The sequence below is a fragment of the Streptomyces sp. NPDC030820 genome (assembly GCF_055572075.1).
Genome location: NZ_JBVIEB010000034.1, coordinates 1 through 12,250, shown reverse-complemented (window position 1 = coordinate 12,250; position 12,250 = coordinate 1). Strand labels below are relative to the sequence as shown.

The window sequence follows — 12,250 nt, the reverse complement described above, 5'->3', positions numbered from 1 at the left end:
TGTTCCGCCGGCCTGTCCGCGAAGCAGACCGCAACGCCGCACGCGGCCCTGATCTCCCAGAACCCGGACAGACCCAGTTCAGGTCCTCCAGCTCCCACTCCCGTCGCCCAGCCCGCCCCTCTTGATTACCGCGAGTACGGTGGTGCGAGGCGCGGGAAGGGGTCCAGCTCGGCGCTGGACCCCCAGATCCGGGCGAGGAGGACCGGTTAGTAGAGCGCTCGGAACGGTGTTGTGCCGGTGTAGGTGCTGGGGGCGAGGAATCGCTCCACCTCGCGAAGTAGCCGGCCGAGGTGTGCCGCGTGGTGGCCGCCGAGTGTGATCGTCTTGGGGAGGGCAGCCTCGGACGCGATTGCCCGCACTGCTTGAGGCGCTCGCGATGGTCGGCCTTGCATGCTGTGGACTGCGGCTTTCCCTGCATCAGGGCGTGATCGCAGAACAGTTCGACGGCGACGGGCTTGCCCACCGCTCCGACGGAACTGGCGCCCGCCGAGTGGACCGCCCCGGTCCTGGGGCGGCCTGGCATAATGCGCCCATGGATCATGCGACCGCGCGGCAGTTCGTCGACTCCTGGGTAACGGCGTGGAACGCGCACGAACTGGAGGCTGTGCTGACGCACTACGCCGAGGACGTTTCGTTCCGGTCGCCAGTGGCCGCGCAACTGCTCGGTGGTGACGGGGTCATCCGAGGCAAGGACGCACTGCGCGCCTACTGGGCAGAAGGCCTACGGCGTATCCCCGACCTGCGATTCGAAGTACTTGGCAGCTACGTCGGCGTGAACTGCCTGGTCATCAACTACCGCAACCAGAAGGGCGGCCTGGTCAACGAAGTGCTCATCTTCGACGGCCCGCTGGTCATCGAGGGATACGGCACCTACCTTGGCGAGGACACCAATCCGGCCGGAGCCCGCTGAACTTGCTCCAAGGTCATGAAATGGGCAGCTGTCGGCTTTCCGGACGTGAGGATGGTTTCGTCTTCGCTGGTCAGGCATAGAGGCGAGTCCAGGTGGCAGTGATGGCGCGCCGTGCCGTTGCTCCCCCGCTAGGATTTGTCGCGTAGAGCTCGTCGGCAAGGCGGAAGATCGGCGCCTTGTCCTGCGACCACACCGGATCTTCGGCGCTGCCGTGGACAGTCGAGAAGAGCCGCAGAGTGCGCAGGTCCGGTGGATCATCACCTCGCGAAGTCGCGGCTCGACCCGGCCGTACCCGAGGATGCCGGAGCCGAGCGGTCGCATACGGGAGGCGAGCTCGTCGTGCACGCCAAGGGTGCGGAACAGTGCCAGCGGCTCCATCCCGCTGTTGGGCGGCAATCACTCGTCAAGCATCCTCTTGGTGGCCGGGTCACAGGGAGGCTCCAACGGCGGTATCTGCGAGCCAGCGTGGAAACCGAGTTATGAACTACACTCCATATCTGCTTTGAAAAACGAAGTGACTATACTAGCGCTTCGAAAATAGAAGCGGATCGCGGAGGTTGCCCATGCCGACACCATTGCCCGGCCGACCAGTGCGGTCATCGCGCACAGGACGGCCGATCATGGCGCTGCTGGACCTGCTAGGGCGCCGCTGGACGCTGCGCGTGCTCTGGGAATTGCGCACTAAGTCGCTCGGCTTCCGGGCGCTGCAGGACGCGTGCGATCGGATGTCGTCCAGCGTGCTGAGCGACCGCCTCGCCGAGCTCGACGAGGCGGGGCTGGTGACCGCCGACCCCGGCGCCGGATATGCGCTGACCAGGCGAGGGCGGCAACTGCTTGACGCGCTTGAGCCCCTGGACGCCTGGAGCAAGGCGTGGGCTCAAGACATTGCCGACACCCGCCCGGCGCCACGCGATGGAGACCGCCCCGAAGGCGCTCGGCGCCGACCCGGGGCAGGGTGACGGCGCCACTCTCAGGGTGAGTGGGTAGCCAACGGTTGGACATTGACTTTTCGCGGCTTCGGGCTGGGGGTGCAGGCACTGTCCTGAGTGCGGGCGCGGCTCAGTCCTCGGCGGCACGGGCGCCGCAGGTGCCGGGCGCCGGCTGTCACTCCCATGTGATTGACCCGGGCCGCTCACCAGTCGGCTTGCGGTACGCAGCCGCGTTCGGCCCGGCTGGCTGCGATGCGTTGAGCCGCGAGCTCACCGGCCTGCTCGGGGTCGTAGCCGGTGAGCCGGGTCATGAATGGCCGCGAGCGGGGTGATCTGGCCGCGTCCGCCCCAGTGGCTCTCGGGGACCTCCGTGGGGATCACCCAGATCCGACTGGGATCGCGTGGCCACGGACCATTCTCGGCGTCGAGGATCACCTCGGTGACCTTGGCGATGACACCCACCCGTCCGTGCTCATCGCGTGCCCTTCCAGCACGGACGGGACGGCCTTGTAGCGGGGCGCGTCCGTGGGTGCTCCCCGGACGTAGACAGCGGCCGGCCGGTGAACGAACGCCCACGAAACCGCCCGGGTCGCGGTGAAGAAGCCTGCGAGCAGCCCGTCCAGGTCGTGCTCGAATGCGCCGCAGGGCACACCCACCCGCCCTCGGAAGCCATCCACCGCACGCCTGGGCCAGGCGTCCGCTTCCCGGAACCCACCGACAGGGGCGCCTGTCCCGATTCCCATGCCGAGTTGGCGTACGGCTGGGAAATCTGCCGGCATCCCGCGAAACGCAAGAGCGCATCTACGGGACCGGGACGCGGGCCCCGCTCGGCGCGGCCTTCGGGCCGGTCGCGTCGGCCGAGACCGTCCCCCCGAGCAACTCCTGCCGCTGCTGGACGACAGCATGCTGCTGCGGCCTGTTCGGCGGTGGCCTCACGAGGACGCCGAAGCCAGAGAGAGGGGAGGGACGGCCCCTCATACGGCCGCCTCCCAAATCCAGCTTGCGAACTTGCAGCAGAGAAGGTGCCGGTCTCCACCTCTTCAGCGGGGAGCATGGCCAAGGTGTCTAGGTCTGGCTCCATGAATGATCACCTCCCTTCGAGGAGCCGAGGCGAGCCGCCGACTGGCTGTCATCAGGGCCGGCCGCTGAAGAAGCAGGAAGAACGGTCCGGTGCAGGTCCACTCACCCAGGTAGCCGGCCTCCTCCTCGGCGGGCAGCATCGCCAGAGCCTCGAGGTCGAGTTCCATGGTTGCGTCACCTCCTCTCAGAGAGCGGGGACACGGGTGCCACTGCGCGGCGGAGGTTGCCGCCTCCGGGTCGCGCAACTGGTGCCGCTTTCCCGGCGACTTGTGCTTCGATTTTCGAACCGCTACGGTACTTTCAAAATCGAAGCGGCTTCTGTGTGGCACCGCCGCCCGCCGACTTCGCGACCGCGACGCGCCACCTGTCGCGACATCTTTCCCGCCTGCCCCTGTGAGAACGATGATGATGAAAAGCACCACCGCGCACCCCGGTGCGGCTTTCGAAGGTGTCGTGGCCGCGGCGGCCTTCGACGAACTCCCGTGCAGCGCTGCCGCACACGCCGAAGTCCCTGCCCTTGGGTTCCTGCCGGGCACCCTTCCGCCCGAACTGGCCGACCCGATCATGCAACTGCTGGAGGCCGAAGAGGAGCCCCGCGGTCGGGAACTTTCAGGACGAACCCAAAAAGGCAGGGCCGCGTGAAACCGCTGCAGGGTATCCGCGTTCTGGAGCTGGGAGGCTGGCTCGCCGGAGCCCTGGCTGGACGTCTCCTGTCCGACTTGGGCGCGGACGTGATCCGCGTCGTGCCTGCCGGGTCGGCGAAGCTTCCCGAGCCACTCGACCGCGCGTTGGCGGCCGGCAAGGAGGAGGTATCGCTCGACTTGCGTCAGCCACGGGACCGCGCGGAGGCCGAGGTGCTGATTGCAGGGTGCGATGTAGTGCTCGAAAACGCACGCCCGGGCGCACTTGAGCGGGCGGGCCTGAACGCCGCAGACTGTCGCGCGCGCGACGACCGACTGATCTGGGTGAGCCAGCCGGGCTTCGCGAGCACCGACACCGAGTTGTCCGATCTGCCGGCTTGGGAGGTGGTGCTTGGCGCGGCCTGTGGGCTGTACACCGACACGAGCCTCATTCGTGGACTCGTGGGTCTGCCTCCGGTATTCACCGCGCTGCCGCTAGCGTCCGTTTACGGTGGGGTACACGGAGCGTTGGCAGCAGTGGCAGCGCTGGTCGGCCGTGAGCGCGACGGCTGTGGAGATCATGTGGAAGTCCCACTCGCGGCATCGCTGCTGGCTGGTATGGGGCCGGTGCTGCTGCACCTCGAACGCCAGCCCAGCCGCTACGACACGCCGCCTCTCCCTGCCCTGGTCAAGCCGCTGGTCGGGGCGGCGCGAGCCGTCCTTGCGCACGCGCCCCTAAGACTTCGGGAACGCGTGGGCGGGCTGGCCAGCGGCTTGGTCCCGCCGCTCATGGACTCCTACGCCTGCGCGGACGGTCGGCTCCTCTACGTCTTCGCCATGGACCATGACCGACTCCCCACCATGCTCCTGGACAAGGTCGGTGTCCTTGACGGTCTTCGCTCCACGGGCCTGGGGACCCACAGCCTCTACGGGCCGTCGCGTCGCGACAACCTTCTTGACGGCAGCGCACTTGCGTCGGCCGCACGCCGCAAGGTGCGCAAGGCTCTGGCCGACGCATTCGCGACTCGACCCGCACACGACTGGGAACGGCTGCTCGGCGACGCGGGTCTGCCCTGCGCTGTGCAGCGGACGTCTGCGGAGTGGGCGGCGCTGCCCGAGACGGCACTGGCGGGGTTGTTCACCGACCGCAACGGTATCCGCGCTCCGGGACCGGCCGTGTGGTACGACGCCGAACCTGAGGCAAAGGGCGTACCGTTCCCGGTGCCGCCGCCCAAGAGCCTGCCTCTGCAGGGCTGCCGCGTCATCGACCTGTCCTGCATGGTCGCGGGGCCGATAGCGGCACGCACCCTGGCCGAACTGGGCGCCGACGTCATCAAGATCGATGCCCCGCGGCCTCATCACGGTCCGAGAATGGTCTGCTGGTACGGGTTGGAGGTCAATCGCGGCAAGCGCTCCGTCCTCCTCGACATCGCTCGGCCCGAAGGCGCGGAGACGCTGCGTCGCGCGCTGAGTCACACCGATGTAGTGGTCGAGAACTTCTCCGGCCAGGCATTGGCCCGCCTGGGGCTCGACCCACGCGAGCTGCGCGCTGCCGCCCCGCATGTGGCCTGGACCACAATTTCCGCCTTTGAGGGACCCTCTGCGGGACCGTGGGCAAAACGACGCGCTTACGACCCCGTCCTGCAGGCCGCGACGGGCATCATGCTCCGCTACGGCGGAAGTGCCCCCGAACTGCACGCCGTCGCCTCCTGCGTTGATGCACTGACCGGCTATCTCGCCGCGCTGGCAACCGTTGCGGGCCTGTTGGTCCGAGCCCGAGGGGGAACACCGCCTCCTGCCCGCACCTCACTGGCGGCCGCCGCCGGCCTCGCCCAACTACCTTTCATGCTCTTCTCCAACGGCCATGCGGCATTCGACGGAGAACCGTCCGGGCCCAATGCGGTCGGAGTCGGCGCGCTCCAGCGCCTCTACCGGGCCCGCGACGGCCATCTCGCACTTGGTGCCCGCGACGACCAGCTCACTGACGTCCTTCATGCGCTCGCGATAGCGCCCTGCTCCGAGTCCTCGGACCTGACCTGCGAGGGCGCGGTGGCCGAGAAGATTGCTGCGGCACTGCGACGGCGCACGGTCCGCGATGCAGTCGCGGCTCTGCGCGCCGCCGGAGCCGGAGCGATCCCTGTACGCAGTCTCGACGAAATACGCGAGCAGGAAGCGTCAAACGATCCCACCCGCACGCTGGGCCTACTCCGTGAGCCCAACCACCCCGCCGGAACATCGGTCACGGCGGTGGCACCGACGTATCTCCGGTTCAGCCGCCGTGGCCCGCTGCGATCTGGCGCTCCGGCCGCCAAACCCGGAAGCGACACCGTCACCACGCTCTCCGACTGGGCGGAGTCCGACGCCGTGCGCCGGATGGTTCAAGACGGAGTGGCAGCCGATCACATCACCTCGGAGTACCTGCCGTCATGACCCACAGTGCTTCGCAGCTCACCCGCCGGTTCCCGGGAAAGCGGGCCCTCGTTTTCGGTGCGGCGAGCGGCCTCGGCCGCGAGACCACGCTTCTTCTGCTCGACGCCGGGTGGAGAGTCATGGCCGCGGATATCGACACCGCCCGCCTGAAAGCAGACTCCTCACTGGGCCGCGCTCTGCACAGGGGCGTCGATGTCAAGGTCGCCGATGCCGTCCAAGCTGTCGTCGACGAAGCCGTGGTCACATTCGGCGGGGTCGATCTTGTTGTCAACAGCGCGGGAATCGGCGCGGGCGGGCGTTTCGAGGAGGTTCCGGTCGACGTATGGAAGGAAGTCCTGCATGTGAACGTGCTGGGAACGGTGCACGGCTGCAGCGCCGTACTACCGGTGATGCGTCAGCAAAAGGCAGGCCACATCGTCAATGTTGCCAGCGCGGCCGCCTTCCACGCTCTGCCGCGGGTAAGTGCGTACAACGCCTCTAAGGCGGCGGTCCTCGCCCTGTCGGAGACGCTGGCGTCCGAACTCGCAGGCAGCGGCATCGGCGTCACAGTGAAGTTGTCGGCCTTCTACCGCTCCCGGCTGCCGGAACTGACCATCGGGAGCGAGGAGGCACGTGCCCTCACCGCGCAACTGGCGGAGCGCTCGGGCCTGGACGCTCGCACTGTTGCAAAAGAGATGCTTCACGCCGCTGGGTCAGGACGCTTCTACGTGGTGACCCCGCGGCAGGCCCGCATTCTGTGGTCGGTCAAGCGCCACGCGCCGCGCCTCTACCAGCGGCTGATGCCAGCCGCGTCGCAGAGGCTCATCTCCCGCCTGACGCGTGAGATCGATTCAGTCACTAATGAGGTGAGGCTGAGGTGAACGCATATACCCCGAATCTGGTACTCGCCCGAGGGGCCTTTGTCTCCCAGCCCTTCAGCATCTACATGGGTGCCCGGCTGACGGCTTTCTGCGATGGTTCTGCCGCCCTGGAGCCTGACGTCCAGGATGGATTGCAATGGAAGGCGTTCTTCAAGAGCCAGGCGAAGAACCCCCACTACCTGCGGCAGGGCGATGTGGTGACCGCGGCCATCGCCACCCCGGACGGACGCATCGAGCTCGGCGAGCAGCGAACGCCCGTGACCGACGCGAACTGACCGACGCGAACCGATACCCGAAGTGCGCCGTACATGACGGTCGAGCCAACTCGGCAGACGTACCCGTCGTGATCGTCGGAGCCGGACCCGTGGGCGTGACCGCCGCCCTCCTCCTGGCCCAGCGCGGAATACATACCGTCGTCCTCGAACGCCGCGCCCGACTCGACGACCTGCTCGGCGACTCCTTCGCCCTGGTGACGGCTGCACCGCTGTCCCCGCACGGCAGGCGATCGCTGACGGCCTCGGTGCCCGGACCGTCCACGGCGACGACGGTCGGCTCACCGCCTGGCTGCGCAAGGCACGGGCGGACTGCCGCGCTGCTTCCCTGCTGCATACCACCCGAATCCCTTGTCCCTGCTCAACGGACCTATCCGAAAACGCCTGTTGAGGAGCATGCCGCGATGAACACGCCGTACCCGAACCCGTTCTTCACACCCGATGCGGAGGCCGCAGCGGCCAGTCGCATCGTGGACTTCGCCCGCTGGGCGGCCCGGCACGGGGGCCCGGAGGGCGGCGCCGACTACGCCGCCCTGCACCGCTGGTCGGTCACCGACCTGGAGGGCTTCTGGGGCGCGGTGTGGGAGTACTTCGACGTCGAGGCGGACACCCCGTACGAGCGGGTCCTGGCCGAGGAGACCATGCCGGGCGCCCGCTGGTTCGCCGGTGCCACCCTCAACTACGCCCACCACGCCCTGCGCAACCTCACGGACGACGACGTGGCGATCATCGCCCTCCACGAGACCGGCTTCGGGTACGAGATGACCGGGAAGCGGCTACGCTCCCAGGTCGCCTCGGTGGCAGCAACCCTGCGCGACCTGGGTGGGGCAGGGCGACCGAGTGGTGGGCTACCTGCCCAACACCCCGCACGCGATCGTCTCCTTCCTCGCTGCCGCAAGTCTCGGCGCCGTGTGGTCGGTGTGCGGGCAGGACTACGCCCCCAAGGCCGCCGCCGACCGGTTCGCACAGCTCAAACCCACCGTCCTGATCGCCGCCGACGGCTACCTCTTCAACGGCACCACCCACGACCGCCGGGAGGCCGCCCTCCAACTGGCCAACGCCCTTCCGACGTTGAAGGCGACGCTGCTGGTGGACCACGTGGGCCTGCCATGGCCCGAAGCCACCCGCCCGTCCCTGGCGGTGCCCTGGGAGGACGCGTCCACCCGCACCGAGGAACTCGCCTGCACGCCGGTGCCGTTCGACCACCCGCTCTGGGTCGTGTTCTCCTCCGGCACCACCGGCCTGCCCAAGGGCATCGTCCACGGCCACGGAGGGGTCCTGCTTGAGCACCTCAAAACACTGGGCCTGCACTCTGACCTGCGCCCCGGCGACCGCCTGCTCTGGTACACCACCACCCACTGGATGATGTGGAACCTGGTCGTCTCCACACTGCTGACCGGTGCCACGACGTGCACGTACGAGGGTAGTCCTGCGCCCTTCGCCAAGCTCGACATCCTGTGGGAGCTGGCCGCGCGCCACCGGGTCACCGTTTTCGGCACAAGCCCCCAGTGCCTGCTGAGCATGGCCAAATTGGGCATCGACCCGTCCGGCCACGACCTGTCTTCCGTCCGCGTGGTCGGCTGCACCGGCTCCGCCCTGCCGGCCTCCGCCTACCCCTGGGTCCGCGACCACGTGGGCGACCATGTCCTGCTCGCATCCACCAGCGGCGGCACGGACGTGGTGTCCGGCTTCGCCGGCAGCGCGCCCAACACTCCCGCCTGGGCCGGGGAGTTGTCCGCGCCCCACCTCGGCGTGGCCCTGGCCGCATACGACGCCGAGGGCCTCCCAGCCACCGACGAGGTCGGCGAGTTGGTCGTCACCCGCCCCATGCCCTCGATGCCGCTGTACTTCTGGAACGACCCCCACGGCACCCGCTACCGCGACGCCTACTTCTCCTCTTACCCCGGCGTGTGGCGGCACGGCGACTGGATCACGGTCACGGGTCACGGCTCGGTGATCGTCCACGGCCGATCTGACAGCACGCTGAACCGCAACGGCGTACGCCTGGGCAGCGCCGACATTTACGACGTCGTTGAACGCCTTCCCGAAATCACCGAAGCCCTCGTCATCGGCGCGGAGGAACCTGACGGCGGCTACTGGATGCCCCTGTTCGTGGTCCCCGCCGCAGGAGTTACCCTGGACGACGCCCTCCGCGAGAAGATCAAGGAAGCCATCCGCACCGGCGCCTCCCCTCGTCACGTCCCCGACGAGATCCTCGAAGTCCCGGCCATCCCGCACACACGCACCGGCAAGAAACTCGAAGTCCCCGTCAAGCGCCTTCTCCAGGGCACTCCCCCCGAGCAGGTCGTCAACCCCGCCGCCGTGGACGCCCCCGAAATCGTCGACTATTACGCCCGCCTGGGAGCCGAACGCCGCCGCAGGACCGCCGACGCATGAGAACAGCACAGATCGCCCTCACCATCGTTCTGGCTCAGGTCTTCTACTCGGCCCTCGGCAGCTACGTTTACGGGTTCGCCCTGCAGGAACGCAGCCTGCCCTTCGACACCCCCGAGGAGACTGCGGAGCTGGCGCAGGCCATCCTCACGCAGGAGGCGACCGACCGGTACCCACACCTGGCCGAGCCAACAACCAGCTCGGCCGGGGGCCGCGGTCGGCGGTCACGGTCGCCGTGGGCGGCGCGCCGTGCCCGGAGCACGTGCTGCGACCCGGCTACGACTACAGCGACGAGTTCGGGCTCGACCTGATCCTCGACGGGATCGAGAGGGCCATGTGAAGCAGCCGAGTGGGCGGCCCGGTCCATGCCTGGATGAGGCCGCACTACTGCGCGCGAAGCTGTGGCGGTATCCGCGCGAGCAGGGAGGCTGGACACGGAGGGCTGCCCGGCCCCGCCGCAGCGCAGACAGAGCGGGGTCGAGATCCTCGCACAGGTGCGAAACCCCCGGGAACACGCTCGCCGAGGCGGCCCCGTTCCCGAGGAACCCGGTGCCGCCGACGATCACGCTGCCGAGGGGTGGCACCGAATCTTCCGCGCCAGGCGGGCCAGCATGTGGTGCGAGGACCGGGCCGGAGGTCACAAGGCGTTCCGTCCTTGCCGGTTTGCCGCCCTCATCCAGCCGGGCGGCCATCCGCCCATTGCCTTGTGCTGTCCGCCCAGCAGCCTGCTCGGATACCCCTACCCGCCTCCGGCGGCCAGTACCGTCACCTGCGAGTATCCGGCCCGGCCACACCGGGTGCGACCTATCCCAGAGGGAATCGCGGTGCCCATTCCTCCAGCTCGACCCGGGCGGTGTTGATGACGTAGGAGATCGTCCGGTACCACCCTGCGGTGATCACGAGCTCGAGGATCTGGTCGGGCGAGAACAGCGCGCTCAGGGCGGCGAACAGCTCATCGCCGACACCGTTCGTCGCGTAAAGCTCGTCGGCGAGGCGGAAGACCAGCGCTTCGTCCTGCGACCACACGGGATCCTCGGCGCTGCCGTGGACGGTGGAGAAGAGCTGGTCATCGGTGAAGCCGAGCGGCTTGGCGAAACCGACGGCGTGTACCCCCCACTCGTACTCCGCGCCGCAGAGAGCGCAGGTGCGGTGGATCATCACCTCGCGCAGCCGCGGCTCGACCCGGCCGTGTCCCAGGATGCCGGCGCCGAGCGGTCGCATGCGGGAGGCGAGGTCGTCGTGCACCCCGAAGGTGCGGAAGAGCGCCAGCGGCTCCATTCCGCTGTTGGGCGGCATCCACTTGTCAAGCATGGTCTTTGTGGTCGGGTCGTAGGGGGGCTCCAGCGGTGGAATCCGAGGGCCGGTGGGGGCGTGAGTCATGAACTACACTCCTGACGTCTGCTTCGGAAAACGAAGCGACCATAGCGCTTCGAAAATCGAAGCGCAATCTTGGAGGTTGCCCATGCCCGCACCGCTGCCCGGCCGACCAGAGTGGTCATCGCGCACCGGACGGCCGATCATGGCGCTGCTGGACCTGCTCGGGCGCCGCTGGATGCTGCTCGCGCTTTGGGAGTTGCGTGCGGAGCCGCTCGGCTTCCGGGCGCTGCAGGAGGTATGCAACCGGATGTCGTCCACCGTCGCCGACCTGGCGGCGCTGGGCGAGCGGTGGCGGGGAGCAGCCCAGGGCGTTGACGATCTCGCCGTCCTACTCGCGGGCGACCGATCGGCGCGGGAGTCTTCGAGTCGGGGCGGCTTCTGCACGGCAGCCGGGGCGGCTTTGGTGAGCTGGGCTACGTGGGGCCTGCTCGAGGGGGTCAAGGGCCTTCGGGTCTGGCCGCCCTCGCGCGCGCATGGGGCGGGGAAGCTGTCCGGTCCGCCGCGCCGACTTCACTGAGCGAGATGTGCCACAACTCCCCGGACGACCTCACGGCAGAGATGGTGTTCGCCGCCGCAGCCGACGGGGATCACGTGGCTCTGAAGATCCTGGACCGGCTGGCCACGTCCATGGCCCGGGTGATCGCATCCCTGGGCATCCTGCTCAACCCGGCACTGATGGTCATCGGCGGCGCAGTCGCCGAGTCCGCCGACGCGATCACCCCAGACCTCACAGCCCGGCTGTCGACGTACACATCTACTCCGCCACTGGTCGCCGTCTCGCGACTGGCGACGCTATCGTCTCGGTCGGAGCCGTCCGGCACGCTCTGAACTACGTCGAGGACCATGCCCTGGACATGCGGCCTGCCGATACGGACCATCAAGTTACCCATCGGTAGTTCGTTAAGTGACCCACGCACGCCGACCCGGCCGGCTCGGCGGCCCGGGTCCATCTCGGCCTCGAGGGCCGCCTGCATCAGGTGCTGGGCCAGCTCGGACAGAATCCCGCCCTCACCCATCAGCTTCAGCCCCGCCCCGCGCGGTCTTCTCGACCGCCAGCGCGACCAGCTCCGTCAGCAGTTCGACGGACAGGCCGTTCACGTACATCAGCATCGACTTCACTTCGGCACACTCGGGCCGGCACCGGCTGCGGCAAGCGACACGCCCTAAGGGAGTCCTAAGGGTCCTTGATCACATGATCCGTTGACGTGCTCATCAGGTGACTGCTTCATGGGGTACACACCTGATTCATGGCACTCTCATCAAGAGGCGTGGGCTGCACTACGGGGGTGGGAGGACATGAACTGGGTCTGTCCGGGTTCTGGGAGATCAGGGCCGCGTGCGGCGTTGCGGTCTGCTTCGCGGACAGGCCGGCGGAACG

The 12,250-nt window shown here is 68.3% G+C and carries 9 protein-coding genes and 3 pseudogenes; 10 read left to right on the top strand and 2 right to left on the bottom strand.

The window, feature by feature from the left end; all coding sequences use genetic code 11:
- Positions 1-532 precede the first annotated feature (532 nt).
- Both ACZ418_RS42730 and ACZ418_RS42725 read left to right on the top strand, forming a co-directional pair.
- On the top strand, positions 533-910 hold the full coding sequence (locus tag ACZ418_RS42730; RefSeq protein ID WP_390858476.1) for a YybH family protein: 378 nt from the start codon (positions 533-535) through the stop codon (positions 908-910).
- A 620-nt stretch (positions 911-1,530) separates the two neighbouring features.
- Positions 1,531-1,869 carry a winged helix-turn-helix transcriptional regulator gene (locus ACZ418_RS42725; RefSeq protein ID WP_468374246.1) on the top strand — a complete coding sequence of 113 codons (339 nt, stop codon included), beginning with the start codon at positions 1,531-1,533 and terminating at the stop codon, positions 1,867-1,869.
- Between the two features lie 1,010 nt (positions 1,870-2,879).
- On the opposite strand, the gene ACZ418_RS42720 is transcribed toward ACZ418_RS42725, so the two are convergent.
- Positions 2,880-3,086, bottom strand: coding sequence for a hypothetical protein (locus tag ACZ418_RS42720; RefSeq protein ID WP_468374244.1), 207 nt, complete (start codon positions 3,084-3,086; stop codon positions 2,880-2,882).
- Positions 3,087-3,312: 226 nt separating this feature from the next.
- Here ACZ418_RS42720 and ACZ418_RS42715 point away from each other — a divergent pair, with 226 nt between their 5' ends.
- The 7 genes and pseudogenes from ACZ418_RS42715 to ACZ418_RS42685 all read left to right on the top strand — a co-directional run bounded on the left by ACZ418_RS42715 (position 3,313) and on the right by ACZ418_RS42685 (position 9,806).
- Positions 3,313-3,561 carry a hypothetical protein gene (locus ACZ418_RS42715; protein ID WP_468374242.1) on the top strand — a complete coding sequence of 83 codons (249 nt, stop codon included), beginning with the start codon at positions 3,313-3,315 and terminating at the stop codon, positions 3,559-3,561.
- Positions 3,558-5,969, top strand: coding sequence for a CoA transferase (locus ACZ418_RS42710; RefSeq protein WP_468374239.1), 2,412 nt, complete (start codon positions 3,558-3,560; stop codon positions 5,967-5,969). The genes ACZ418_RS42715 and ACZ418_RS42710 overlap by 4 nt, the downstream gene beginning before the upstream one ends.
- Positions 5,966-6,829: an SDR family NAD(P)-dependent oxidoreductase gene (locus tag ACZ418_RS42705; protein ID WP_468374237.1), complete on the top strand. Its 864-nt coding sequence runs from the start codon at positions 5,966-5,968 to the stop codon at positions 6,827-6,829. The genes ACZ418_RS42710 and ACZ418_RS42705 overlap by 4 nt, the downstream gene beginning before the upstream one ends.
- Positions 6,830-6,960: 131 nt before the next feature.
- Positions 6,961-7,104 (top strand): annotated as a pseudogene (locus ACZ418_RS42700) (fumarylacetoacetate hydrolase family protein); the annotation flags it as partial.
- Between the two features lie 68 nt (positions 7,105-7,172).
- Positions 7,173-7,256 (top strand): annotated as a pseudogene (locus ACZ418_RS42695) (FAD-dependent monooxygenase); the annotation flags it as partial.
- A gap of 249 nt (positions 7,257-7,505) precedes the next feature.
- Positions 7,506-9,498, top strand: a pseudogene (locus ACZ418_RS42690) (acetoacetate--CoA ligase).
- Positions 9,495-9,806, top strand: a complete 312-nt coding sequence (locus ACZ418_RS42685; RefSeq protein WP_468374234.1) for a hypothetical protein — start codon at positions 9,495-9,497, stop codon at positions 9,804-9,806. The pseudogene ACZ418_RS42690 and the gene ACZ418_RS42685 overlap by 4 nt, the downstream one beginning before the upstream one ends.
- A 493-nt stretch (positions 9,807-10,299) precedes the next feature.
- On the opposite strand, the gene ACZ418_RS42680 is transcribed toward ACZ418_RS42685, so the two are convergent.
- Positions 10,300-10,806 (bottom strand): carboxymuconolactone decarboxylase family protein, encoded by a 507-nt coding sequence (locus ACZ418_RS42680; protein ID WP_468374231.1) that lies wholly within the window; start codon positions 10,804-10,806, stop codon positions 10,300-10,302.
- A gap of 411 nt (positions 10,807-11,217) precedes the next feature.
- Between ACZ418_RS42680 and ACZ418_RS42675 the strand changes: the two genes are divergently transcribed.
- The gene (locus ACZ418_RS42675) at positions 11,218-11,700 is read left to right on the top strand and encodes an ROK family protein (protein ID WP_468374249.1); all 483 of its coding nucleotides are present in this window, start codon (positions 11,218-11,220) and stop codon (positions 11,698-11,700) included.
- The last annotated feature ends 550 nt before the right edge of the window (positions 11,701-12,250 follow it).